This is a genomic window from Micrococcus sp. CH7, assembly GCF_001595485.1.
GTDB lineage: Bacteria > Actinomycetota > Actinomycetes > Actinomycetales > Micrococcaceae > Micrococcus > Micrococcus luteus.
Map to the genome: position 1 here is coordinate 15,830 of NZ_LOSQ01000027.1, position 24,898 is coordinate 40,727.

25 protein-coding genes and 1 pseudogene are annotated in these 24,898 nt (G+C 73.5%); 8 read left to right on the forward strand and 18 right to left on the reverse strand.

Annotation, left to right across the window (positions count from 1 at the left end; genetic code table 11):
- Positions 1–48: 48 nt before the first annotated feature.
- From AUV08_RS12355 to fabF, 5 genes are all read left to right on the forward strand, one after another.
- Entirely contained in the window at positions 49–1,251 is a 1,203-nt protein-coding gene (locus AUV08_RS12355; protein WP_036312800.1) for a CdaR family transcriptional regulator, read from the forward strand.
- A 106-nt stretch (positions 1,252–1,357) separates the two neighbouring features.
- Complete coding sequence (locus tag AUV08_RS07130) at positions 1,358–2,281, forward strand: ACP S-malonyltransferase (RefSeq protein ID WP_036312804.1); 924 nt, start codon at positions 1,358–1,360, stop codon at positions 2,279–2,281.
- A gap of 32 nt (positions 2,282–2,313) precedes the next feature.
- Positions 2,314–3,366, forward strand: a complete 1,053-nt coding sequence (locus AUV08_RS07135) for a beta-ketoacyl-ACP synthase III (protein WP_020624511.1) — start codon at positions 2,314–2,316, stop codon at positions 3,364–3,366.
- A 61-nt stretch (positions 3,367–3,427) separates the two neighbouring features.
- On the forward strand, positions 3,428–3,673 hold the full coding sequence (locus AUV08_RS07140; protein ID WP_010078906.1) for an acyl carrier protein: 246 nt from the start codon (positions 3,428–3,430) through the stop codon (positions 3,671–3,673).
- 176 nt (positions 3,674–3,849) lie between these two features.
- Positions 3,850–5,094 (forward strand): beta-ketoacyl-ACP synthase II, encoded by a 1,245-nt coding sequence (gene fabF, locus AUV08_RS07145; RefSeq protein WP_036340148.1) that lies wholly within the window; start codon positions 3,850–3,852, stop codon positions 5,092–5,094.
- Positions 5,095–5,122: 28 nt separating this feature from the next.
- Here the strand turns inward: fabF and AUV08_RS07150 are convergent, their stop codons facing one another.
- From AUV08_RS07150 to ftsY, 17 genes are all read right to left on the reverse strand, one after another.
- Positions 5,123–5,626 (reverse strand): DUF3145 domain-containing protein, encoded by a 504-nt coding sequence (locus AUV08_RS07150; protein WP_002858446.1) that lies wholly within the window; start codon positions 5,624–5,626, stop codon positions 5,123–5,125.
- Positions 5,627–5,784: 158 nt separating this feature from the next.
- The gene (locus AUV08_RS07155; RefSeq protein ID WP_061867844.1) at positions 5,785–6,825 is read right to left on the reverse strand and encodes a tyrosine recombinase XerC; all 1,041 of its coding nucleotides are present in this window, start codon (positions 6,823–6,825) and stop codon (positions 5,785–5,787) included.
- A 57-nt stretch (positions 6,826–6,882) separates the two neighbouring features.
- Positions 6,883–8,151: a DNA-processing protein DprA gene (locus AUV08_RS07160; protein WP_036312818.1), complete on the reverse strand. Its 1,269-nt coding sequence runs from the start codon at positions 8,149–8,151 to the stop codon at positions 6,883–6,885.
- Positions 8,148–9,752, reverse strand: a complete 1,605-nt coding sequence (locus tag AUV08_RS07165; protein ID WP_036312821.1) for a YifB family Mg chelatase-like AAA ATPase — start codon at positions 9,750–9,752, stop codon at positions 8,148–8,150. The genes AUV08_RS07160 and AUV08_RS07165 overlap by 4 nt, the downstream gene beginning before the upstream one ends.
- Complete coding sequence (locus AUV08_RS07170) at positions 9,749–10,168, reverse strand: YraN family protein (protein ID WP_036312824.1); 420 nt, start codon at positions 10,166–10,168, stop codon at positions 9,749–9,751. Before AUV08_RS07170 ends, AUV08_RS07165 begins: the two co-directional genes overlap by 4 nt.
- A 134-nt stretch (positions 10,169–10,302) precedes the next feature.
- Entirely contained in the window at positions 10,303–10,626 is a 324-nt protein-coding gene (locus AUV08_RS07175; protein ID WP_002853817.1) for a DUF2469 domain-containing protein, read from the reverse strand.
- Between the two features lie 116 nt (positions 10,627–10,742).
- On the reverse strand, positions 10,743–11,495 hold the full coding sequence (locus tag AUV08_RS07180) for a ribonuclease HII (RefSeq protein WP_036312829.1): 753 nt from the start codon (positions 11,493–11,495) through the stop codon (positions 10,743–10,745).
- Positions 11,492–12,091: a signal peptidase I gene (gene lepB / locus AUV08_RS07185; protein ID WP_036312832.1), complete on the reverse strand. Its 600-nt coding sequence runs from the start codon at positions 12,089–12,091 to the stop codon at positions 11,492–11,494. Before lepB (AUV08_RS07185) ends, AUV08_RS07180 begins: the two co-directional genes overlap by 4 nt.
- On the reverse strand, positions 12,088–12,831 hold the full coding sequence (gene lepB / locus AUV08_RS07190; protein ID WP_061867846.1) for a signal peptidase I: 744 nt from the start codon (positions 12,829–12,831) through the stop codon (positions 12,088–12,090). The genes lepB (AUV08_RS07185) and lepB (AUV08_RS07190) overlap by 4 nt, the downstream gene beginning before the upstream one ends.
- Before the next feature lie 36 nt (positions 12,832–12,867).
- Positions 12,868–13,221, reverse strand: coding sequence for a 50S ribosomal protein L19 (gene rplS, locus AUV08_RS07195; RefSeq protein ID WP_002853821.1), 354 nt, complete (start codon positions 13,219–13,221; stop codon positions 12,868–12,870).
- Positions 13,222–13,469: 248 nt separating this feature from the next.
- Positions 13,470–14,216, reverse strand: a complete 747-nt coding sequence (gene trmD / locus AUV08_RS07200) for a tRNA (guanosine(37)-N1)-methyltransferase TrmD (RefSeq protein WP_036312840.1) — start codon at positions 14,214–14,216, stop codon at positions 13,470–13,472.
- Positions 14,217–14,219: 3 nt separating this feature from the next.
- On the reverse strand, positions 14,220–14,807 hold the full coding sequence (rimM, locus tag AUV08_RS07205) for a ribosome maturation factor RimM (RefSeq protein WP_036312846.1): 588 nt from the start codon (positions 14,805–14,807) through the stop codon (positions 14,220–14,222).
- A gap of 104 nt (positions 14,808–14,911) precedes the next feature.
- On the reverse strand, positions 14,912–15,151 hold the full coding sequence (locus tag AUV08_RS07210) for an RNA-binding protein (RefSeq protein ID WP_029248213.1): 240 nt from the start codon (positions 15,149–15,151) through the stop codon (positions 14,912–14,914).
- Positions 15,152–15,153: 2 nt separating this feature from the next.
- Positions 15,154–15,600: a 30S ribosomal protein S16 gene (rpsP, locus tag AUV08_RS07215; RefSeq protein WP_020628324.1), complete on the reverse strand. Its 447-nt coding sequence runs from the start codon at positions 15,598–15,600 to the stop codon at positions 15,154–15,156.
- Positions 15,601–15,800: 200 nt separating this feature from the next.
- Positions 15,801–17,387, reverse strand: coding sequence for a signal recognition particle protein (gene ffh / locus AUV08_RS07220; protein ID WP_036381237.1), 1,587 nt, complete (start codon positions 17,385–17,387; stop codon positions 15,801–15,803).
- 123 nt (positions 17,388–17,510) lie between these two features.
- On the reverse strand, positions 17,511–18,773 hold the full coding sequence (locus AUV08_RS07225) for an ammonium transporter (RefSeq protein ID WP_049158763.1): 1,263 nt from the start codon (positions 18,771–18,773) through the stop codon (positions 17,511–17,513).
- A 195-nt stretch (positions 18,774–18,968) separates the two neighbouring features.
- The gene (ftsY, locus tag AUV08_RS07230; RefSeq protein ID WP_197459319.1) at positions 18,969–20,177 is read right to left on the reverse strand and encodes a signal recognition particle-docking protein FtsY; all 1,209 of its coding nucleotides are present in this window, start codon (positions 20,175–20,177) and stop codon (positions 18,969–18,971) included.
- A 32-nt stretch (positions 20,178–20,209) separates the two neighbouring features.
- Here ftsY and AUV08_RS12395 point away from each other — a divergent pair.
- Positions 20,210–21,553 (forward strand): annotated as a pseudogene (locus AUV08_RS12395) (MFS transporter); the annotation flags it as partial.
- 90 nt (positions 21,554–21,643) lie between these two features.
- On the opposite strand, the gene wecB reads toward AUV08_RS12395, so the two are convergent.
- The gene (gene wecB / locus AUV08_RS07240; protein WP_044659146.1) at positions 21,644–22,789 is read right to left on the reverse strand and encodes a non-hydrolyzing UDP-N-acetylglucosamine 2-epimerase; all 1,146 of its coding nucleotides are present in this window, start codon (positions 22,787–22,789) and stop codon (positions 21,644–21,646) included.
- A gap of 269 nt (positions 22,790–23,058) precedes the next feature.
- On the opposite strand from wecB, the gene AUV08_RS07245 reads away from it, so the two are divergent.
- Together AUV08_RS07245 and AUV08_RS07250 are read left to right on the forward strand one after the other, a co-directional pair.
- Positions 23,059–23,979 carry an ABC transporter permease gene (locus tag AUV08_RS07245; protein WP_044659147.1) on the forward strand — a complete coding sequence of 307 codons (921 nt, stop codon included), beginning with the start codon at positions 23,059–23,061 and terminating at the stop codon, positions 23,977–23,979.
- Positions 23,963–24,856, forward strand: coding sequence for an ABC transporter ATP-binding protein (locus AUV08_RS07250; RefSeq protein WP_061867850.1), 894 nt, complete (start codon positions 23,963–23,965; stop codon positions 24,854–24,856). The genes AUV08_RS07245 and AUV08_RS07250 overlap by 17 nt, the downstream gene beginning before the upstream one ends.
- Positions 24,857–24,898: the final 42 nt, after the last annotated feature.

The following is a 24,898-nucleotide window of genomic DNA, read 5'->3' on the forward strand; positions in this document are numbered from 1 at the left end:
GGCGTCGTCGCTGTAGGAACCCCACAACACGCGCCTAGGATGGAGCGCATGCCCGAGCCCCGCCCCGCCGCCCCTCGCCCCGTGAGCACCGACGGGCTGGCCCGCCTCCGGAGCCACCTGGGGGCACTGAACACGGCGGTGCTGCAGCGGCTGGACGCCACCCTGCCCTGGTACCGCCGACTCACCCCGGACGAGCGCAGCGCCCTCGGGCTCGTGGCCCAGCGCGCCCTGCAGGGCTTCCTCACGTGGTTCGAGCGGCCCACCTCCACGGGCCACGTCCTGCAGGACGTCTTCGGGCCCGCGCCCACCGATCTCACCCGGGCGATCTCGCTGCAGCGGGCCCTCCAGCTCATCCGGACGATGGTGGACGTCGTCGAGACGCGGGTGCCGGAGCTGCTGGCCGAGCGCGACCAGGCGCCCGTCCGCGAACACATCCTCCACTACTCGCGCGAGGTCGCGTTCGCGCTCGCAGACGTGTACGCCCGGGCCGCGGAGATGCGCGGCGCGATGGACTCGCGGCTCGAGTCGGTCCTGCTGGACGCGGTGCTGCGCGGGCAGGACCCGGACGAGATCCGGCATCGGGCCACGGCGCTGGGCTGGCGTGGGGACCACGACGTGATGGTCATGGCCGGTCTCGCCCCGGGGCAGGACAAGCCCGCGTTCATCCCGGACCTGCGGCGGGCCGCGGCGAGGCTCGACTGCGACCTGCTCGTGGGCGTGCAGTCCGAACGGCTCGTCCTCGTGGTCGGCTCGGTGCGGGACGCGCGGGCGGTGGGCGAGGCGCTCGCGCCCTGGTTCGCGCCGGGACCGGTGATCGTGGGACCCGTCGTGGACTCGCTGGTCTCGGTGCACGTCTCGGCGCGGCACACCCTCGCCGGGCTCAGCGCGGCGGCCGCCCACCCCCGGGCGAGCCGGCCCACCCCGGCGGAGGACCTGCTGCCCGAGCGGGCGCTGCTGGGCGACCCCACGGCCCGGGAAGCCCTCGTGGACGGGGTGTTCACGCCCCTGGCCGACGCCGGCACCTCCCTGCTGGAGACCGTGGACGCGTACGGCGCGCTGGGCCACTCGCTCGAGGGCACGGCCCGCGAGCTGTTCGTCCACGCGAACACGGTGCGGTACCGCCTCAAGCGGGTGGCCGAGGTGACCGGCTGGGACCCGCTGGTCCCCCGCGACGCGTACGTCCTGCAGACCGCGATCACCCTGGGCCGGCTCGCGGGGGCGCGGCCGACGACCGGGACAGGCTCGGACTGAGCCGGGGCGGCGCCCCCCCCCACTTGTAGAAACCCTCCAAACCGACTCGCCGTGCTTCGTGGCGCGATCTGTCCGGGATGGCGGCCGATCCTGACACGATGGAGGAATGCTTGCCATCGTGTGCCCCGGACAGGGGTCCCAGACGCCCGGCTTCCTCGCCCCCTGGCTCGAGCTGGACGGGACCCGCGACCTGCTCGCGTCCCTCTCCGACGCCGCGGGCGTGGACCTGATCCGCCACGGCACCGAGTCGGACGAGGAGACCATCAAGGACACCGCCGTCGCCCAGCCGCTGATCGTGGCGGCCGGCCTGGTGGCCGCCGCGGCCCTCGAGGCGGACGCCGCCGCACCGAAGTCGACCGTCGTGGCCGGCCACTCCGTGGGCGAGGTCACCGCGGCCGCCGTCACCGGCGTGCTGTCCCCCGCCGAGGCCCTCTCCCTGGTGCGCGTGCGCGCCACCGGCATGGCCCGGGCCGCCGCGGCCACGCCCACGGGCATGGCCGCCGTCGTGGGCGGGGACCAGGACGAGGTCCTCGCGGCCATCGACGCGGCGGGCCTGGCGCCCGCCAATGTCAACGGCGCCGGCCAGATCGTCGCCGCCGGCACCGCGGAGGCCCTCGGCGCGCTCGCCGAGTCCGCCCCCGCCCGCGCTCGCGTGATCCCGCTCAAGGTGGCCGGCGCGTTCCACACGGAGCACATGCGCCCCGCCGTGGACGACCTCGCGGCCCACGTCGCCGGCCTCTCCCCCTCGGACCCGCGCCTGCCCCTGCTGTCCAACCGGGACGGCGAGGCCGTCGAGTCCGGCACGGACGTGCTCGCCCGGATCGTGGACCAGGTCACCCGCCCGGTCCGCTGGGACCTGTGCATGGCGACCATGGCCACGCGGCAGGTCACGGGCGTCCTGGAGCTGCTGCCCGGTGGCACACTGACCGGACTGGCCAAGCGCGGTCTCAAGGGCACCGCGCAGCTCGCCGTGAAGACCCCCGAGGACCTGGACGCCGCGCGGGCGTTCCTGGCCGAGCACTCGGCCTGAACCCCGCGCACCGCCCGGCAGAGAGAAGCACCATGACCGTCACCCTGAAGCAGCACGAGCGCCCCGCGGCCAGCCGCATCGTGGCCGTGGGCGCCTACCGCCCGGCGAACCTGGTCCCCAACGAGGACCTCATCGGCCCTATCGACTCGTCGGACGAGTGGATCCGCCAGCGCACCGGCATCGTCACGCGCCAGCGCGCCACGGCGGAGGAGACCGTGCCCGTCATGGCCGTGGGCGCCGCCCGGGAGGCCCTCGAGCGGGCCGGCCTGCAGGGCTCGGACCTGGACGCCGTGATCGTCTCGACCGTCACCTTCCCGCACGCCACCCCCTCGGCCGCGGCCCTCGTGGCGCACGAGATCGGGGCCACCCCGGCGCCCGCCTACGACGTCTCCGCCGCGTGCGCCGGCTACTGCTACGGCGTGGCCCAGGCCGACGCGCTCGTGCGTTCCGGCACCGCGCGGCACGTGCTCGTGGTCGGCGTCGAGCGCCTCTCCGACGTCGTGGATCCCACGGACCGCTCCATCTCCTTCCTCCTGGGCGACGGCGCGGGCGCCGTGATCGTGTCGGCCTCGGACGAGCCGGGCATCTCCCCCTCGGTGTGGGGCTCGGACGGGGAGCGCTGGTCCACGATCTCCATGACGCACTCGCAGCTGGAGCTCCGCGATGCCGTGGAGCACGCCCGCACCACGGGCGACGCCTCGGCGATCACCGGCGCGGAGGGGATGCTCTGGCCCACGCTGCGCCAGGACGGGCCCTCCGTCTTCCGCTGGGCCGTGTGGTCGATGGCGAAGGTGGCCCGCGAGGCCCTCGACGCCGCGGGCGTGGAGCCCGAAGACCTCGCCGCGTTCATCCCGCACCAGGCCAACATGCGGATCATCGACGAGTTCGCCAAGCAGCTGAAGCTGCCGGAGTCCGTCGTCGTGGCCCGGGACATCGCGGACGCCGGCAACACGTCGGCCGCGTCCATCCCGCTGGCCATGCACCGTCTGCTGGAGGAGAACCCCGAGCTCACCGGCGGCCTGGCCCTGCAGATCGGCTTCGGCGCCGGGCTGGTCTACGGCGCCCAGGTGGTCCGCCTCCCCTGAGGCGGCGCCGTCTGATTCACTGTCCACGTACACCCCACACCCCTACCGAAGGAGACGCCCCATGGCTTCCAAGGAAGAGATCCTCGCCGGCCTCGCCGAGATCGTGAACGAGGAGACCGGCCTCGACACCGCCGAGGTGCAGCCGGAGAAGTCCTTCACGGACGATCTGGACATCGACTCGATCTCGATGATGACCATCGTGGTCAACGCCGAGGACAAGTTCGGCGTGAAGATCCCGGACGAGGAGGTCAAGAACCTCAAGACCGTCCAGGACGCCGTCGACTTCATCGACGGCGCCCAGGCCTGATCGGCCCACGACGGCGGCGGGCCCGGCCCGTCCCGTCCCCTCGGTGAGCGCCGGGGGCGCGTGAGCGCCCCCGGCCCCGCCACCCTCGACTTCCGGCACCCCGGCGAGCGCCGCGCGTCGTGCCGACGACTCCCCCTCCGCCCGATCCCCACTCGAGACCCAGAGGCAGCAGACCCATGACCCGCACCGCAGTGATCACCGGCCTCGGCGCCACCACGCCCATCGGCGGCGACGTGCCCACCTTCTGGTCCCACGCCCTGCAGGGCGTCTCCGGTGCGCGCACCATGGAGCACGACTGGGTGGAGAAGTACGAGCTGCCGGTCACCTTCGCGGCCGAGCTGGCCGTGCCCACCTCCGAGGTCCTCTCCAAGGTGGAGCAGAAGCGCCAGGACCCGGCCACCCAGATGGCGACCGTCGCCGCGCGCGAGGCCTGGAAGGACGCCGGCCTCGAGGGCGCGGAGGTCGACGGCGACCGGCTCGCCGTGGCCTTCGGCACCGGCATCGGCGGCGTGTGGACCCTCCTGGACGGCTGGGACACCCTGCGCGAGCGCGGCCCGCGCCGCGTGCTGCCCATGACCGTCCCGATGCTCATGCCCAACGGCGCCGCCGGCGCGCTCTCCCTCGAGTTCGGCGCCCGCGCCGGCGCCCGCACGGTGGTGTCCGCGTGCGCCGCCGGCACCGAGGCGCTCGAGACCGCGCTGCTGCTCATCCGCTCCGGCCAGGCCGACGTCGTGATCTGCGGCGCCGCCGAGGCCGCCGTGCACCCGCTGCCGATGGCCGCGTTCGCCGCGATGCAGGCGCTGTCCAAGCGCAACGACGACCCGCAGGCCGCGTCCCGCCCCTACGACGTGGACCGCGACGGCTTCGTCCTCGGCGAGGGCGCCGGCGTCATGGTGATCGAGTCGGAGGAGCACGCGAAGGCCCGCGGCGCCCGCGTGTACGCCGAGCTGGCCGGCGCGGGCGTCAGCTCCGACTCCCACCACATCACCGCGCCCGAGCCCGAGGGCCTGGGCGCGACCCGTGCGATGCGCGCCGCACTGAGGTCGGCCGACATCACCCCCGAGGACGTGTGCCACGTGAACGCCCACGCGACGTCCACCCCGAAGGGCGACGCCCCGGAGTACCTGGCCATGCGGGCCGTGTTCGGCGACCACCTGGATCAGGTGCAGGTCTCGGCCACGAAGTCCCAGACCGGCCACCTGCTGGGCGCCTCGGGTGCGATCGAGTCGATCCTGTCCGTGCTCGCCGTCCACCACGGCCAGGCGCCCGTGACCATCAACCTGGACCACCAGGACCCGGAGATCCCGCTGAACGTGGTCACCGGCTCCCCCGCCCGCCTGCCCGAGGGGCCGCGGGTGGCCGTGAAGAACTCGTTCGGCTTCGGCGGCCACAACGCGGTGGCCGTGTTCCGCAGCGTCTGAGCCGGAGCGTCGCCGGCCGGGCGAGGGGTCAGACGGCGCGGTGCAGCCAGCGCACGTTGGCGTGGGCGGCGGCCAGCCGGAACGGCTCGAGCTCATCGTCCCAGGCCTCGCCGAGCGCGAGGGAGAGTTCGTGCATCAGCACGCTGGGGTCGCCCGCGCCGGCCTCATAGGCGTACCGGATGCGGTCCTCGGAGACCATGATGTTGCCGGAGACGTCCGTGGTGGCGTGGAAGATGCCGAGGTCCGGGGTGTGGGACCAGCGCGAGCCGTCGACACCGGCGGACGGCTCCTCGGTGATCTCGAAGCGCAGGTGCGGCCAGCCGCGCAGGGCCGAAGCCAGGCGCGCACCGGTGCCGGCGGGCGCCGTCCAGCGCACCTCGGCGCGGTGCTGGCCGGGCGCGACCGGCTGACCCTCCCACTCCACCGAGGTCGCGGGGCCGAGCACGGAGCTCAGCGCCCACTCCACATGGGGGCAGAGGGCGGTGGGGGCGGAGAGGATGTGGACCACGCCGCGGGTCTGGGTGCTGGTCATGGATGCCTCCGAGGGTGCGATGCGGTGCGTCTTCCCCTACGACCACGTCGCGGCTCCGGTGGATCCTGGGGCCATTGTGCACCAGGGATGCTGGGCCGGCAACGGGGTGGTGGGGCGCCCTGCGTGTCGCGGCGGCGCCGTGGAGGGGCTGGGCGGCGTCAGGCGCGAGGGTGGGCCTGCCGGTAGCCCTCGCGGAGGCGGTCGATCGAGACGTGCGTGTAGACCTGTGTGGTGCGCAGGGACGCATGTCCCAGCAGTTCCTGCACGCTGCGCAGGTCGGCGCCGCCGTCGAGGAGGTGGGTCGCGGCCGTGTGGCGCAGTGCGTGCGGCCCGCGGGCCGCGGTGTCCCCCAGGCCCTCGAGCGCCCGGTCGACGACGGTGCGCGCCTGGCGCACCCCCAGCCGGCCACCGCGCGCGCCGAGGAAGAGGGCGGGGCCGGAGTCCGGCCGGGCCAGGCGGGGGCGACCGAGCCGCTGCCACACCTGGAGGGCGCGGCCCGCGGGTGCGCCGTAGGGGACGGTGCGCTGCCGGTCGCCCTTGCCGGTCAGTCGGACGACGCCGCGGCCGGCCTCGAGGTCATCCACGTCCAGGGCGGAGAGTTCGGCCACCCGGGCGCCGGTGGCGTAGAGCAGCTCGAGCAGGGCGGCGTCCCGCAGGGCCAGCGCGTGGGCGACGGGATCGTCACCCGCCGCGGCGGCGTCCACACGCTCCTGGGCGGCCGCGAGGAGCCGCCTCGCCTGCTGCTCCTGGAGCACGTGGGGCAGCGTCCCCTCGGGTCGGGGCGAGCGCAGCCGCAGGGCGGGGTCGTCCGCGCGCAGGCCCTCCCGGCGCAGCCAGGCCGTGAAGGTGCGGACGGCGGCCACGCGGCGGGCCAGGGTCGCGCGGGCGAGGCCGGCCCCGCTCATGGCCGCCAACCAGCCACGCAGGTCCTCGATGTCCAGCTCGGCGAGGACGTCCGGTGCGCTGGGCACGTGGCGAGCGGGGGCGTCGTCATCCACGGCGGGCGCCGCCGCGGTGCCGGCTGTGCCGGCGACGTGGTCGATGAGGGCGCGCAGATCGGCGAGGTACGCGCGCACGGTCTGGGGGCTGCGGTTCCGCTCGTGGCGCAGGTGCTCCTCGAACGCCTCGAGCCAGGCCGTGTCCCGGGGCGAGGGGGCGCGCGGGACCGGGACGGGACGGACGGAGGACGACGGGGTCATCCCCCCACTCTGCCATCCGCCCCAGGGCGGCGCCGCCCGGGAGCACGCGGCCGGAGGTCATCCCCGCCGCCACCGGTCCTCGACCCGTTCGGCCAGGCCCGCCCGCTGCAGCCGGGACAGGCACGCCAGGACGGTGGGCAGCGCGAGCCCGGCGCTGACGGTGATCCGGTCGACGGGCACCGCCTGGCGCAGGGGCAGCGCCTCGTGGACGAGGGCCTCCTCCATCGTGAGCCCGTCGGTGGGCCGCGCGGCGGACTCGGGAGCTGCCCGGGTGGAGGTGCTCCCGCCCGCGCCGCCGCTCCGGGCGGGCCCCTGGCCGAGCAGGGCGAGGGCCTCCTGCTCGGTGGTCACGAGACGGGCGGGGCTCTCCTGCAGCAGACGGTGGCAACCGGCGGAGCTGGGCGAGGTCACGGGGCCGGGGACCACGCCCACCTCGCGGCCGAGGCCGAACGCGTGGCCCGCCGTGTTCTGCGCTCCCGACCGCCAGCGCGCCTCGACCACCAGCACGGCCCCCGCGAGCGCGGCGATGACCCGGTTGCGCTGCAGGAACCGGTACCGCGTGGGACTCGCACCGGGCGGCATCTCGGACACGAGCAGCCCGGCGGCCATCACCGCGCGAAGCAGGTCCTCGTGGCCGGCCGGGTAGAACCGGTCGAGGCCGCCGGCCAGCACCGCCACCGTGGGCGGGACGCCGTCGCGATCCGCCGCGTCTTCCGGTGCGGCGGGCGCCTGCAGCGCGGCCCGGTGGGCGGCGCCGTCGATGCCGTACGCACCGCCGGAGATCACGCACGCGCCCTGCTGGACGGCGTGGGCGGCGCAGCGGGCGGTCACGGTCCGTCCGTACGCGGTCGCCTCCCGGCTGCCGACGACGGCGAGCATCCGGTCCGCGGGAGGCAGCGTTCCGGAGCCGCGGAACCACAGGCCCAGGGGCGCCTCCTCGCCCAGGTCCGCCAGGGCGGCGGGCCAGGCGTCGTCCTCGGGGATCAGCAGGCCTCCCCCGAGCCGGTGCAGAGTCACGAGGTCACGCTCCGGCTCCAGCCGGGCGGCCCGGGGCGCCCAGCGGGCCAGCCCCGCGGCCCAGCGCCGGGGCAGCGTGTCGGGCGCGCCGGCGCGATCGGCGAGCAGATCGCGCTCGGCGGGCTGGATCGTCTCCCGGCCCGTGAGCAGGGCGAGCGCCCGCTCCGGCCCCAGCGCCGTGACGGTCTGCACCGCGAGCGCGTCCCCGGGCTCGACCAGCCGGGTCAGGGCGGCGCGGGCGAGCCGGGCGGCGTCCGGCCGGCGCGGCCCGGCGACGTGGTCTGCCGCCGGGGTGACGTAGGTGGTCATGCGTCCTCCTCGTTCTGGTGGCGCAGCGTGAGTGCCACGTCGGTGTCCTCGGGTGCGGGCCGTTCGGCGCCGCGCAGGTCTGCCAGGGTCCAGGCGAGGCGCAGGACGCGGGCGTGGCCGCGCGCGCTCAGCAGGCCCTGGTCGACGGCGTCGTCCGCGGGCCGGCGGGCCGCCCGGGGCACGGCGTACGGGCCGTGCCGCAGCACCCCGGCGGGGACGTGCGCGTTGCGGCGCAGCCCGGACGGGACGAGCCCGCGCTCGGCGGCGGCGGCCCAGCGCCGAGCCTGCCGGTCGGCGGCCGCGGCGACCCGGGCGGCCACCTGCGACGTGGTCTCGGAGGCGGGCGCCCCCGTGAGCTGCCGCGCGTCGACGGGCCGTACGGTGACCTGCAGGTCGACGCGATCCAGCAGCGGCCCGGAGAGCCGCTGGGCGTAGCGCCGGCGTTCGGGCACGCTGCACCGGCATTCGACGCCCGTGCCGCCGCCCTTGCCGCACGGGCAGGGGTTGGCGGCCAGCACCAGCTGGAACCGGGCCGGGTAGACGACGGCGCCGAGGGCCCGGTGCAGCAGCACCTCCCCGGACTCGAGGGGCTGGCGCAGCGCCTCGAGGGTGCGCCGTTCGAACTCGGGGGCCTCGTCCAGGAACAGCACGCCGCCGTGGGCGAGGGAGGCCGCTCCCGGCCGGGCGAGGCCGCTGCCGCCGCCCACGAGGGCCGAGCGGGACGCCGAGTGGTGGGGTGCCTCGAACGGCGGGGTCCGGTCGATGTCACCGTCGAACCCCTGGGCCGTCCCGCCCCTGCGCCGGACACGGGCGTCGCCGCCGCGGAGGGAGCGCAGGGCGGCGCACTCGAGCGCGGTGCGCCGGTCCAGGGGAGGCAGGATTCCGGGCAGGCGCTCGGCGAGCATGGTCTTGCCCGCCCCCGGGGCGCCCATGAGCAGCAGGTGGTGGGCGCCGGCGGCTGCGACCTCGAGCGCGAACCGGGCCTCGGCCTGTCCGGCGACCTCGGCGAGGTCGGGCACCGCACGGGCCGGCTCCGGTTCCGGGGCTGTCACCTGCCGTCGGGCCGGGCGGTGGGGCGGCTCTCCGTCCGGTTCCCCGCCGAAGGCGCGGATGACGTCGTGCAGATGGGCGAAGCCGCGGACCTCGGCGCCGGGGACCAGTCGGGCCTCGGCCTCCGCATCCTCGGCGACGACCACCTCGGAGCACCCCGCGTCGACGGCGGCCATCACCATCGCCACGGTCTCCGGCGAGCGGTGCAGGGCGCCGTCGAGGCCGAGCTCGGCCAGGAACACGGGCCCCTCGACGTTCCGCACCCGCCCGTCCGCGGCGTAGGCCGCCAGGACGATCGCCAGGTCGTGGCACGCACCCCGCTTGTGCACCCCCGCCGGCAGCAGGTTCACGGTCAGGTGCCGCCGGGTCAGGGGCAGTCCGGCGTTGCGCGCGGCGGAGCGGATGCGGTCCCGGCTCTCCTGCAGCGCCTGGTCCGGCAGGCCGAGGAGGGTGAACCCGGGCAGGGACTGGGCGATGTCCGCCTCGACGTGCACGACCTCCCCGCGCAGACCCGCCAGCGTGATGGAGCGGGTGCGTCCGATGCCGCTCACGGCCGCACGTCCTGCAGCAGGTCGAAGCGGATCCCTCCCGTGCGCGGCACCAGCACGGCGACGGCGTCGACGCGCCAGGGCGTGCCCCGGCGGTCCGCGGCGTGGGCCCGCACCCACGCCGCGGTGAGGCGGTGCAGCCGGGTGAGCTTGCGCCGGTCGATCGACTCGAACGGGTCGCCGAAGGCCAGGCCCGAGCGGGTCTTCACCTCGACGCCCACCCACCAGCCGGCGTGGTGGGCCACGATGTCCAGCTCTCCGGCCTCGCCCCGCCAGTTGCGGTCGGCGATCACGTAGCCGCGCTCGGCGAGCCAGCGCGCGGCGGCGTCCTCACCGAACCGGCCCAGCGCCGTGTGCGCGCGGCTGGCGCGCCTCTCTCCGGGCGGCTGCGCCCCGATCTGTTCCGCGGTCCCCGTCATCCCGACCACCTCCTGGGCACCAGGGTGGTCCCGGGCGAGGCCGCGGGGTGGGCGGCGGCGGGGATTGTGCGGGGCCGGACGCCTGTGCAGGAGTGGACGTCTGCGTCCCGTCCTCTGGACCGCTCAGGGGTGGGTCAGCTCGGCAGCTGGCCGTCCGGCGGGACCGTCAGGTCCTCGGTGGGCAGCTCCTCGATGTTCACGTCCTTGAAGGTCAGCACCTTCACGCGCTTGATGAACCGCTGCGTGCGGTACACGTCCCACACCCAGGCGTCCTCGAGCAGGATCTCGAAGAACACGTCCCCGTCCGCCTGGCGGGGCGTCAGCCGCACGTCGTTGGCGAGGTAGAAGCGCCGCTCGGTCTCCACGACGTAGCGGAACAGGCCCACCACGTCCCGGTATTCGCGGTAGAGCAGCAGCTCGGCCTCGGCCTCGAAGTCCTCGACGTCGTCTGCGCTCATGACATGCCTCCTCAGTGTTCGCCGCGCACCCGCGACAGTCCGGGCACGCACGGCCTCCATCCTCCCCCGTCCGGGGGTCGCACGTCGAACGGGCGGCCTCGCCCGGCCCCGGGGGCTCAGTCGAACAGCGTGGGCGGCGCCTGCGCGGGCGCGCCCGGCAGCCCGAGGTTCCAGCTGCGCCGGTGCTGCTCGCTCGCCCCGCGCTCGGCCAGGGCGGCCCGGTGCGCGGCTGAGCCGTACCCCTTGTTCCCGGCCCATCCGTACCCCGGGTGCGCCGCGTCGAGGGCGATCATGACGTCGTCGCGGGCCACCTTCGCGGCGATCGACGCGGCCGCCACCGTCGCGCACCGGTCCTCGGCCCGCACCAGCATCGTGGGCTCGGGCGGCAGCGGGCGCGGCGCGGGCGCGGGGCCGGCGTCGGGATCGGAGCGGCTCAGCCAGTCGTCCCGGCCGTCGAGCACGAGGGCGACCGGCTCCTGCCCCACCGCGGCGCACAGCGCCGCCCACGCCCGTCGCCCGGCGAGGCCGAGGGCCGCCGAGATCCCCAGCGCGTCGATCTCCGCGGGGCCGGCCTCGCCCAGCGCCACCCCGGCCGCCCAGTCCTCGATCTGCGGGACCAGGGCGCGCCGGCGTCGGTCCGTGAGCGCCTTGGAGTCGCGCACCGGAGGGATCTGCCCCGCGGCGGGCAGCCACGCGGCGCACACCCCGACGACGACGGGCCCGGCCAGCGCGCCCCGGCCCACCTCGTCCATGCCCGCCACCAGCACCCGGTCCGCTCCCCGCGCGGCGAGGGCCGGCGCGGCCAGCCCCGCCTCGACGTCCAGGCCGGCGCGCACCGTCGGCCGGCCACCGCCCCGGCGGGCGGTCACGTGCGAGCCTCCGGCGCGGGCGCGTCCGGCACGGTGGCGAACGCGTCGGGGTCGGTGCCGGCGCCGCCGATCCGGTCCAGCGGCCAGACCACGAACCGGGCGCGGCCCACCACGTCGTCGAGGGCCACGAACCCGCCCCCGGGCCCGGCGCGGTGCGCGCGGGAGTCCGCCGACGCCGAGCGATGGTCACCGAGCACCCACAGTCGCCCCGCAGGCACGGTCACCTCGAACGCCTCCTGCGCGGGCGTCTCCCCCGGCGCGAGGTACGGCTCCTCCACGGGCACCCCGTTCACGCGCAGCGTCTCCTCGCCGGGTGTCCAGGAGACGATGTCCCCCGGCAGCCCGACGGCCCGCTTGATCACGTGGCCGCCCCCGGGCAGCCAGCCCTTCGTGTCTTCGAACACCACCACGTCACCGCGGCGCACCGGGAACGGATCCGGGGTGAGCAGCGTGGCGACCACGCGGTCGCCGGCCCGCAGCCCGGGCTCCATGGACGAGGACGGGATGGCGTACATGCGCGCCAGGAAGGCCCACGCCAGCACGCAGGCGAGTACGGTCACGGCGGCCGCGATCAGCGCGGTGCGGCGCCCCGTCACGGCGTGTCCCCGGAGGGGGCGTCCATGGTCCCGCGGCGGGACAGGGGCCACACGATCTCCGCGGCCCGGCCCTCGACCCGCTCGAGCGGGATCAGCCCGCCGCCGGGGGCGCCCAGCAGTGCGCGGGAGTCCCGGGAGGCGGCGCGGTGGTCGCCCAGGACGACCATGCGCCCGTCGGGCACCTCGAAGGACCAGGTCCCCGCCGCGGCCGGCTCGTCTGCGGTCACGGGCCTGCCGAGATACGGCTCGTCCAGCGGCTCGCCGTTGCGCAGCAGCCGGCCGTCCGGGGCGCAGCACTCGAGGCGGTCCCCCGGCAGGGCCAGCACGCGCTTGACGAAGACGTCCTCGGCCGCGCCGACGCCCCACCACCGGGCGACGTCCTCGAGGCCGCGCTCGAGCGATCCGGCCGAACGGTACGGCGCCAGGCTGCCGGCGCCGTCGAACACCACCACGTCGCCGTGGTGCAGGCCCTGCCCGCCGGCCGCGGCGGCGTCCACCCGCACGCGGTCGCCGGGCTGCAGGGTCGGCTCCATCGACCCGGAGGGGATGAGGTAGACGGGGCCGATGAGGGCTCGCAGCACCGCGGCCACCACGACGGCGGCCACCACGGTCAGGCCGAGCCACGCCCACCAGCGGCTCGTGCCGGAGGCGGGGGCCGCCGTCGGGCCCGAGGAGGAGCCGGCCCCGGACGCGACGGAGCCCCGTGACCGGCGGGGGTCACGGGGCTCCGAGGTGCGCATGGGTCGATCACCGGTCGGCGGGGCCGACCGGGATGATCACTTGGCGTCGGCGCGCTTCTCGCGGATGCGGGCGGCCTTGCCGTGGCGGTCGCGCATGTAGTACAGCTTCGCGCGGCGCACGTCGCCCTTGGTGACGACCTCGATCTTGTCGATGACCGGGGAGTGCACCGGGAACACGCGCTCCACGCCGATGCCGAAGGACACCTTGCGGACGCGGAAGGTCTCGCGCACGCCGTAGCCCTGACGGCCCATGACGTAGCCCTGGAACACCTGGACGCGGGCAGTCTTGCCCTCGATGATGTTCACGTGCACCTTGACGGTGTCGCCGGGGGCGAACTCCGGGATGTCGTCGCGCAGCGTCTTCTTGTCGAACGAGTCGAGAATGTGCATGTCGTCTCTCCTGGCGGATGCCACAGGTCAACCGCGTGGTATGCGGGCGCACGGCCCGTCCACGTCCGCATGACGAGGGGGCCGGGTCCCGAGCCGAGGGCCGGGCTCCGCACGTGGGGTGCGGTCCCGGGGTCCGATCCGTTGACGCGCGCCCCCTGTGGCAGGTCGGGCGTCCGGCGGACACGAGGATCCATTATGCCACAGCCGATGACGCCGCGACGCCCCTCCGGCCCGTCGGGCGCGGCGGGTCAGTCCTCGGAGTCGTACGCCGCCCACAGGTCCGGTCGCCGCTCGCGCGTGCGCTCCTCCTGCTGGGCCCGACGCCAGGCCGCGACCTTGCCGTGGTCGCCCGAGAGCAGCACGGGCGGCACCGCACGGCCCCGCCAGTCCGCGGGCTTGGTGTAGACCGGGTACTCCAGCAGGCCGTCCTCGTGGGACTCCTCGACGAGCGAGGCCGGGTTGCCCACGACGCCCGGCACGAGGCGGCCGACGGCCTCGATCATCGCCAGCGCCGCGACCTCGCCGCCGTTGAGCACGTAGTCGCCCAGCGAGACCAGCCGCACCTCGAAGAGCTCCTCGGCCCAGCCGAAGACGCGCTCGTCGATCCCCTCGTAGCGGCCGCACGCGATCGCCACGTGCTCCCGGCCCGCCAGTTCCCGGGCGAACCGCTGGGTGAAGCGCTCCCCCGAGGGCGTCGGCACGAGCAGCACGGGGCGGTCCCCCGGCTCCGCCGACGACGACTCGGCGGGGGCCGGTGACACGGGCCCCTGGGCCGCCACGTGCTCGAGCGCGAGCGCCCACGGCTCCGGTTTCATCACCATGCCGGCGCCGCCGCCGTAGGGCGTGTCGTCCACGGTGCGGTGCCGGTCGACGGTGAAGTCGCGCAGGTCGTGGACGTGCACGTCCACGAGGCCCTCGCGGCGGGCACGGCCCAGCAGCGAGACGTCGAGCACCGCGAGGTACTCGGGGAAGATCGTGACGACGTCGAAGCGCACCGCTCAGTCCTCCGCATCCGCATCGGCGGGCCCGTCTACGGCGCCCTCGTCCTCGCCGGTGGCGAGCTCGAGCAGCCCCGGCGGCGGGGTCAGCACGAGCACGCCGGCCTCGGAGTCGATCTCCGGGACGATCTCCTCGACGAAGGGCACCAGGGCCTCCTCCTCGACGCCGTCCAACGCGACGTGCAGCAGATCCTGGACCGCCCCGGTGGTCAGGGCCGTGACGACGCCGACGCGCTCGCCCTCGACCCGCACCTCGAGGTCCACGAGGTCCTCCTCGTACCACTCGTCGGACTCCTCGGGCACGGCCGGAACGGCGAACAGCTGGGCGCCGCGCAGGGTCTCGGCGACGTTGCGGTCCGGCGACTCGGCGAAGCCGACCACGAGGATCTGCTTGTTCCACCGGGCCCGGGTGACGGTGAGCTCCGCCGGCAGGCCCGGGGCGCCGTCGCGCACCACGAGGCGCTCCCCGGGGGCGAAGCGGGCGTCCGGGTCGTCGGTGAAGACCTGCACGGTCACCTCGCCGCGGATGCCGTGCGGCTTGCCGATGCGGGCGACGCGGACGAGGTCGTCCTGGGCTGCGGGACTCATGGGCTCTCCTGGGTGGGGCGATCGGTGGCGGGAAGGGGCGGGGCCGCAGACGACGACGGCCCGCCGACCCGGTGAGGGGCGGGCGGGCCGTGCGTCACGGGCCGTCAGGAGCGGCGGTCGGTCTCCACCACGTCCACGCGGACGGGGTGGCCGGCCAGGCCGTCCAGCACGGTGCGCAGCGCGGTGGCGGTGCGACCCTGTCGGCCGATCACGCGACCCAGGTCCTCGGGGGCCACGCGGACCTCCAGCATGTCGCCGCGCCGCTGGGAGCGGGCGTCCACGCGGACCGCCTCGGGCGTGTCCACGATGCCGCGCACCAGGTGCTCGAGGGCCTCGGTCAGCATGGTCACTCGGACTTCTCGGCGTCCTCGGCCGGAGCCTCAGCGGCCTCCTCGGCCGGGGCCTCGGCGGCCTGCTCGGACTCGGCCGGGGCCTCCTCCTGCTTCGGCTCCTCCGGCAGGATGACCGAGCCCTTCTCGGGGGCCACGAAGGCCTCCTTCTCGGACTTGGACTTCAGGGTGCCCTCGGCGCCCGACTCGCCCTTGAACTTCTGCCAGTCACCGGTGACCTTCAGCAGCGCGGCGACCTGCTCGGTCGGCTGGGCGCCGACGGAGAGCCAGTACTGGGCGCGCTCCGAGTCGATCTCGATGAACGAGGGCTCCTCGGTGGGGTGGTACTTGCCGATCTCCTCGATGGCACGGCCATCGCGGCGGGTGCGCGAGTCCATGACGACGACGCGGTAGAACGGGGCGCGGATCTTGCCGAACCGCTTCAGACGAATCTTGACAGCCACGAGTGTGGTTCTCCTTCAGTGGATCTGGGGGGCCGGGGCACGACGCCGCGTGGGGGCAGCGGGCGTCGACGACCTGGCACACGGAACGGAGCGCAGCGGAGGATAGAGGGTCGTCCGGGCTCACGCTCAGTACCGTGCCATTCTGCCAGATCGGGCGGGCCGGTGCACACCCGGCACGCCGAGACCGGGCAGCGGGCGACTCAGCGGTCCTTGAGGTACTTCTCGAAGCCCGCCGGCAGGTTGAGGGTGGACGGGTCGAAGCCGTCCATCCCCGCGCCGTCGCGGCCGAACACGGCCCCGGCCTGCGCCTGGGCGGCGCGGGCGCGCCGCTCCTCGATCGCCTTGCGCTCGGCCGCGGCCTTGGCCGGGTTGCCGGACTTCACGCGATCGCGTTTGGCGTTCTTGCCCTTGCCCTTCGCCTTGCGGGAGGCGCCGCCCGGCATCCCGGGCATGCCCGGGATGCCACCGCCGGCGGCCATGCGCTTCATCATCTTCTGCGCCTCCGCGAAGCGCTCGAGCAGGCCGTTGACCTCGGACACGCTCACGCCCGAACCCCGGGCGATGCGGGCACGGCGCGAGCCGTTGATGATCTTGGGGGCCACGCGCTCGTGCGGGGTCATCGAGTGGATGATCGCCTCGACGCGGCCGATCGACGACTCGTCGAACTGCTCGAGCTGCTGCCGCATGCCCTGGGCGCCCGGCATCATCATGAGCATCTTCTTCAGCGAGCCCATCTTCTTGAGCTGCTGCATCTGGGCGAGGAAGTCGTCGAGGGTGAAGTCCTCCTGGTCCGCGAACTTGCGGGCCATCTTCTCGGCCTCGGTGCGGTCCCAGTTCTGCTCGGCCTGCTCGATCAGGGAGAGCACGTCGCCCATGTCGAGGATGCGCGAGGCCATGCGGTCCGGGTGGAAGACCTCGAAGTCCTTCAGGCCCTCGCCCGTGGAGGCGAACATGATCGGCTTGCCGGTCACGTGGCGGACGGACAGCGCGGCGCCGCCGCGCGCGTCGCCGTCGAGCTTGGTGAGCACGACGCCGGTGAAGCCGACGCCCTCGTTGAACGCCTGGGCCGTGGCCACGGCGTCCTGGCCGATCATCGCGTCGATGACGAAGAGCACCTCGTCCGGGTCCACGGCGGCGCGGATGTCCGCGGCCTGCTGCATGAGCTCGGCGTCCACGCCGAGGCGGCCGGCGGTGTCGATGATGACCACGTCGTGGTACTTCGTGTTGGCCTCGGCGACGCCGTCGCGGGCCACCTGCACCGGGTCGCCGGTGGCGGCCTCGAACTCGGAGGAGACGCCGGGGTGCGGCGCGTAGACCGGGACGCCGGCGCGCTCGCCGCCGACCTGCAGCTGCTTCACGGCGTTCGGACGCTGGAGGTCGCAGGCCACGAGCAGCGGGGTGTGGCCCTGGGACTTGAGCAGGTGGGCGAGCTTGCCGGCGAGGGTCGTCTTGCCGGCGCCCTGCAGGCCCACGAGCATGATGACGGTGGTGCCCGTCTTGGCGTGCTGGATGCGCCGGGTCTCGCCGCCGAGGATGCCCACGAGCTCCTCGTTGACGATCTTCACGACCTGCTGGCCCGGGTTCAGTGCCTGGGCCACCTCGGCGCCGAGGGCGCGCTCCTTGATCTGCGCGATGAACTGGCGGACCACGGGCACGGCGACATCGGCGTCCAGGAGGGCGCGGCGGATCTCGCGTGCGGTGGCGTCGATGTCCGCCTCGCTCAGCCGCCCCTTGCCCTTGAGGCTGCGGAAGGTGGCTGTGAGGCGGTCGGACAGGGAGTTGAACACGGCGGGTGTGATCCTTCGAAGCGGGGTCGACTGAGCCGGACGCGGTCGGTCGCGGGCGCCGCGGCATCCACCGCGGCGCCCGCCAAGCCTAGCAACCGACCGGCCTCACCCGTCCGCGGCGGCTCACCGCGCCTCGGCGGGGACGGGCACCCCGCCGAAGCCGACGTCGTAGGCCGACTCGTCGTGCAGGGTCAGATCGACGCCCCGCTCCTCGTCCTCCTTGCTCACCCGCAGGCCCATGGTCCCGCGCAGGACCAGGGCGATGGCCGTGGTCACCACGGCGGTGAAGACCACGGCGACGAGCACGGCCACCGTCTGGGCCACCAGAAGACCGGCGTCTCCGCCGTAGAACAGGCCCGCCCGGCCCTCGTCCGGCAGGGCGAAGAAGCCGATCAGCACGGTGCCCAGGATGCCGGAGGTGAGGTGCACGCCGACGACGTCGAGCGAATCGTCGAAGCCGAGGCGGTACTTGAGGTTGACCGCGAGCGCGCTGGCCGCACCGGAGACGAGGCCGATCGCCACGGCCCCCAGGGGGCTCACGAAGGCGCACGCGGGCGTGATGGCGACCAGGCCCGAGACGATCCCGGACGCGGTGCCGATCGAGGTCGGCCGGCCGCGGCGCAGCCACTCCACGAACACCCAGCCGAGCATGCCGGCGGCGCCGGCGGCGAGGGTGTCCACCCAGATCAGTCCGAGCTCGTCGACACTGCCCGCCGCGCCCCCGTTGAACCCGAACCAGCCGAACCAGAGCAGGGCCGCGCCGAGCATGGTGAACGGGACGTTGTGCGGCCGGTGGCCGGGGTCCACGCCGAAGCCGTGGCGCTTGCCCAGCATCAGCGCGAGCACGAGGGCGGCCACGCCGGCGCTGATGTGCACCACGAGGCCACCGGCGAAGTCGAGGGCCTCCCCCAGGCGGGCGCCGATGGCGCCGTCCGCGGAGAGGAGACCGCCGCCCCACACCATGTAGGCCAGCGGGGCGTAGACGACGGTGGTCCAGACGGGCACGAAGACGCACCACGTGACGAACTTGAAGCGGTCGGCCACCGCGCCGGAGATGAGGGCGACTGCGATGATCGCAAAGGTGGCGCCGTAGGCCGCCGCGACGAGTCCGCCCTCGGCCATCGTGCCGGTCAGCCCGAGGTCACCGGCGGGGTTCCCCACCACCCCGGCCCACCCGTCGCCACCGGTCATCCCGTGGACCCACAGGACCCAGACGACGCCGACGAGGCCCATCGAGACGAAGGACATCATGATCATGTTGAGCGAGGACTTCGCGCGGGTCATGCCGCCGTAGAAGATGGCCAGTCCGGGTGTCATGAGCAGGACCATCGCCGCGCTCGTCACCATCCACACTGTCCCTGCGTCCAGGACGTTCGACTCCTCCATGGGGGTCTCCTTCGGTCCGGGCCGCGAGCCGGGGGCGAACGCCCGTCCCGCGGCGTCGCTGCCCGGCCCCGATCGGGGCCGATGGAGGGACAATACCGGAGGAGTGGGCCACGCCACATGTCGATGACGTCTCCGTGACAGAACAGGGCCCCTCCCGACGACGTCGGGAGGGGCCCTGGACCGGGGTGCGGGACGTCAGTCGGCCAGCAGCGCGTCCACGAAGCCCTCCGCGGTGAACGGTGCGAGGTCGTCGGGTCCCTCGCCGAGGCCGATCAGCTTGACGGGCACGCCGAGCTGGCGCTGGATGGCGATCACGATGCCGCCCTTGGCGGTGCCGTCCAGCTTGGTCAGCACGATGCCGGTGACGTCCACGACCTCGGCGAACACCTTCGCCTGGGTCAGGCCGTTCTGGCCGGTGGTGGCGTCGAGGACGAGCAGGACCTCGTCCACCTCGGCCTGCTTCTCGATGACGCGCTTGATCTTGCCGAGCTCGTCCATGAGGTTGGCCTTGTTCTGCAGGCGGCCCGCGGTGTCCACGAGCACGACGTCGACGCCCTCGGCGATGCCGTGCTCCACGGCCTCGAAGGCGACGGACGCCGGGTCGGCGCCCTCCTTCTCGGAGCGGACGGTCTCGACGCCCACGCGGGCACCCCACGTGGCGAGCTGCTCGGCGGCGGCGGCGCGGAAGGTGTCCGCGGCGCCGAGCGTGACGGTGCGGTCCTCCGCCACGAGCACACGGGCGAGCTTGCCCACGGTGGTGGTCTTGCCGACGCCGTTGACGCCCACGACCATGGTCACGGCGGGGCGGTCGCCCCTGCGGGTCGCGGCGAGACGGCGATCCATCGAGGGGTCCACCATCGCCACGAGCTCCTCGCGCAGCAGGGTGCGCACCTGCTCGGGGTCACGCGTGCCCTCGACCGTGACGCGGGCCTTGAGACGGTCGACGAGCTCCAGGGTGGGCTCGGTGCCGAGGTCCGCCATCAGCAGCGTCTCCTCGATCTCGTCCCACACGTCGTCGTCGATGCGGTCCTGGGACAGCAGCGCCAGCAGGCCCTTGCCGAAGACGTTGTTGGACTTGAGCAGGCGAGCCCGCAGGCGGGCCAGGCGCGAGCCGGCGGCCTCGGGCCGCTCGTACTCGGGCTTCGCCGGGGCGGTCTCCGCCTCCTCGACGACGGCGGGCTCCGGCTCGGCGACGGCGGGCGGCGCCTCGTCGACCTTGGGGCGTTCCAGGACGGCGGTGGAGCCCGACGGGGCCGCGTGCCGCGGGCTCGGGCGCGGGTCGTCCGCGTCCCGCACTTCCTGGTACGAGCCCTTCGGCGGGGCGGGGCGCCGGTCCAGCAGGCCGACGAGCACGCCGCCCAGCAGCAGGGCGGCCACGACTGAGAGTATGAGCACGATTTCCACGGGCCCAGTCTGTCACACGGGCCGTCGCCCGCCTCGGGCCGCACACCCGGCGCCGTGCGAAGATGGCGGTCATGCCGTCGTCGTCCGCCCGCTCCTCGCGGGTCCCCCTGCCCCGTGAGATCAAGGTCCTCGTCGCCGCCGCGTTCATCATCGCGATCGGCTTCGGCATCATCGCCCCGCTGCTGCCGCAGTACGCGGCGACGTTCGACGCGTCCGCCGTCGGGGTGGCCGCCGTCGTGTCCGTGTTCGGGCTGACCCGCCTCCTGTTCGCCCCGGTCTCCGGCAGGCTGACGAACCGGCTCGGCGAGACGCCCGTGTACATGACGGGCGTGCTGATCGTGGCCGCGTCCATGTTCCTGGTGGCCTTCGCCCAGACCTTCCCGCAGCTGCTCCTCTTCCGGGCGCTCGGCGGCGTCGGCTCCACCCTCTTCACCGTGTCCGCCATGGCGTTCCTGGCCCGCAAGTCCCCGCCCACGATGCGCGGCAGGATCTCGGGCGCCTACGCGTCCGCGTTCCTGATCGGCAACATCGTGGGGCCGATCGTGGGCTCCGCCCTGTCCGTGTTCGGGTACCGCGCCCCGTTCCTCATCTACGGCAGCTCCCTGGTGGTGGCGGCGGCCCTCGTGTTCTTCCTGCTCAAGGACACCCGGCTCGCAGACCGCGCCGTCCGCGACGCCCGCCCCGCCATGCCGGTCCGGGAGGCCCTGTCCAACCCGTCCTACCGGGCCGCGCTGGTCTCCTTCTTCGCCAACGGCTGGGCGACGTTCGGTGTGCGCAACTCGGTGATGCCCCTCTTCGCGGCCACCGCGTTCGCCGGCACGGGGCTGCTGGGCTGGCAGGTGGACGGCGCGCTCATGGCGGGCCTGGCCCTGTCCGTGTTCGCGCTCGGCAACGTCACCGCTGTGACGTTCAGCTCGCGGCTGTCCGACCGGCATGGACGCCGTCCGCTGATCCTGGCGGGCCTGCTCGTCATGGCCGTCACCACCGGGGTGATCGGCTGGATGACCTCGCCGCTGTCCTTCCTGCTCGCGTGCCTGCTGGCCGGCGCCGGCACGGGCACCCTCAACGCCCCGCAGCAGGCGGCCATCGCCGACGTCGTGGGCCAGGGGCGGCGCTCCGGCGCTGTGATGTCCACCGCCCAGATGTCCGCGGACCTGGGCGCCATCTCCGGCCCATTGCTGGCCGGCCTCGTGGTGGACACGGCCGGCTACGGATGGGCGTTCGCGCTCACCGGCGGCGTCATCCTGCTCGGCGCGCTCGCGTGGTGGCGTGCCCCGGAGACCAATCTGCCGATCGTGCCCGGCGGTCCCCGCACCGGGTCCCTGCCGCTGGTCCGCCCGGAGGACGCCCGGGTGACCCCGCGCGAGGACGGGTGAAGTCGGGGCACACACGAGGCCGCCGTCCCCGCGGGGACGGCGGCCTCGTGGCCACGACGGGGTGTCCCCGTCCAAGGGGTGCTCTGCGGCTCAGGCGCCGTCGAAGGCCGGCAGCCGCTCGCCCACGCCGAGCAGCTCGGCGATCGCCGAGACCGTGCGCTCGGCCGCGCGGCCGTCGCCGTAGGGGTTCACCGCCTGGGACATCGCGGTGTACGCGGCCTCATCCGTCAGCAGGCGGGTGACCTCGGTGACCACGACCTCCTCGTCCGTGCCGATCAGACGCACGGTGCCGGCGGTCACGGCCTCGGGACGCTCGGTGTTCTCGCGCATCACGAGGACGGGCTTGCCCAGGGACGGGGCCTCCTCCTGGACGCCGCCGGAGTCCGTCAGCACGACGGTGGCCACGGACAGCAGGTGGGTGAACTCGCCGTAGGCCAGAGGCTCGGTCACGAGCACGTTCTCGCGGCCCTCGATCTCCGGCAGGATCGCCTCGCGCACCACCGGGTTGCGGTGCGCCGGCAGGACGAAGGTGACCTCCGGGTGGTCCGCGGCCAGGCGGGCCAGGGCGCGCCCGACGCCGCGCATCGCGTCGCCCTGGTTCTCGCGCCGGTGGGTCGTCACCAGGACGACGCGACGGCCGGACGCCTCCAGCTCGGCCAGACGCTCGTCCTCGAACGGCACCTGGTGGCTGACGGCCTCCAGCAGCGCGTCGATCACGGTGTTGCCCGTGACGTAGATATCCTCCGCGGCCACGGCCTCACGCAGCAGGTTGTCCCGGCTCACGGTGGTCGGGGGCAGGTGCAGCGCCGAGATCTGGCTGGTGATCTTGCGGTTGGCCTCCTCCGGGAACGGGGAGAGGATGTCGAAGCTGCGCAGGCCCGCCTCGGCGTGGACCACGGGGATGCCGCGGTTGAAGGCGGCGACGGCGCCCGCCGTCGAGGTCGTGGTGTCGCCCTGGACCACGACGGCGTCCGGCCGCTCCTGCTCCAGGACGGCGTCGAGCCCGTCCAGGGTGCGGGCAAACACGCCGTTGAGGGTCTGCCGGGGCTGGATGATGTTGAGGTCGTGGTCCGGGACGATGCCGAACAGCTCGTTGACCTGGTCCAGCATCTCGCGGTGCTGCCCCGTGACGGTCACCACGCACTCGAACCGCTCGTCGGCCTGCAGCGCCTTGACGATGGGGGCCACCTTGATCGCCTCCGGGCGGGTTCCGTAGATGGGCATGATTTTCTTCACGGTGTTCCTCGCTGCATCGACGACGGCTCAAAGGGGAGGAGATCAAGTCCAAGCGGCGGGACCTCCAGACGGCTTCACCATAGTCGAAGCCAACAATCCGACCCCCTCAGCAGCTGCGTTCCCGCGCCGCCGTCTCCTACACTAAGGAGGCGGTCGACGCGCCTCCCGCGCGCGGCATCGCCGTCGTGGGGCACCGTCAAGAGAAGTCCCGCATCGACGGCCGGTCCCCCACTCGGGTGGCCCACGCTCAGAAAGGCAGGCGCGAACCGATGACCACACGGCGACCAAGACGACCCTCCGAACCCGTCGCCAGCGCGTTCCGCGCCGCGGCCGTCCAGGCTTATGGTGACGCTTCGCACCTCTCACCTGTCACAGGTCGCCCTGCCCCTCGCCGCTATCTGGTGGAGCTCTGGCAACGCCGACACTTCATCTGGTGGCAGTCCCGAGGACGGCTCGTCACAGGAAACGACGACAGTCGTCTCGGGTCGGTATGGCTCATCCTTCGCCCAATGCTCGACGCGATCTTCTACTGGCTGATCTTCGGTTTGCTTTTGCGTTTCGACCACGGAATGGACAATTTCGTCGCCTTCGTCATCGTGGGTGTGTTCATGTTCCAGATGACCAGCGCCGCATTGACATCTGGCACGCGGACCATCGCGTCGAACCTGTCCTTGACCCGCGCCTTCCGGTTCCCACGCATGGCGCTGCCCTTGGCCGATCTCGTGTACGACGTGCTCCAGCGACTACCGGCGATCGCAGTGATGTTCATCCTCGTCATAGCGATCCCCCCGCATGAGACACCTGAGTGGTCCTGGCTGGTCTTCCCGGGTGTCCTGGGGCTGCACGTGATCCTAAACTTCGGCATCATGCTCCTGCTGGCGCGGCTCAGCACCCTCCTTCCGGATGTGAGCCGCATGGTGCCGTTCGTGTCCCGTCTCCTGATGTACGGCTCCGGAGTCATCTTCCCGATAACGCGTTTCACGGACAACCACCCCGCCCTCCATGCGATCATCCAACTCAACCCGTTGTATGTACTGATCACGATGTACCGTCAGGTCATCATCGAGGGGGTGACGCCGCCGGCGTCGAGCTGGGCGATGCTCGCCGCGTATGCAGTGTGCCTGACGATTGTCGGCGGCATTGTCTTCTGGCTCGGAGAGGAGTCGTACGGCCGTGACCAGTACCGCTAACCAGGACCATGCGCAGCCGCCGGAAGCGTTCGAGGGGGGGCACCTAGCTTCGACTGGCGGCCTCAACCTGCTCGCTACGGACATCATCCTCGATTACCCCGTGAGGATCGCTCGGGACGAGAAATCTCGCGGGCTCTTTTCTCGGGGCGGTGAACTGGACGTCGTCCATGCTGTGAGGGGGGTGTCCTTGGCCGCACGGAAGGGCGAATTCATCGGACTCGTCGGACGCAATGGGTCCGGCAAGAGTGCCCTGCTCCGCGTCCTGGCAGGCGTTGAGGCGCCAACATCTGGGGAGGTCTTTGCCGCTTCTGCGCCCCAATTGATGGGTGTGGGGGCAGCGCTCATGCCCAACCTCACCGGTCTAGACAACATTCGTATCGGTCTACTCGCGATGGGCTTGACCCCAGCCGAGGTCCACGACCGAATCCCACAAGTCGCTGAGTTGGCCGACATCGGAAAATCCATTCGCATGCCCATGCGTACATACTCCTCCGGCATGCGGGCCCGCCTGCGCTTCGCGATCTCAGTAGCGTCGCAACCCGACATCATCATGATTGACGAAGCACTTGCGACCGGCGACGACGCTTTCCGGGAGCGGTCCAATCAAGCAATGCGAGACCTGATCGCCCGGTCTGGCACAGGCTTCCTCGTCAACCATTCCGCCGGAGTGATCCGAGAGATGTGCACCCGCGTCGTCTGGATGGATGAGGGCGCAATCATCGAAGACGGAGACACCCTCGATGTCATGCAGCATTACAGCTATTTCATGAGCGCCCTACGCAAGCACGGGGAAGAGAAAGCGCTCGAAGCCCGGGCACGGTACGAGACGACCGAGGCAGAACGCATCGTTGCTCTCAAGGGCACCACGGGTCATTAAAAGAAGGGGACCGTCTCACACGAGAGACGGTCCCCTTCTTTC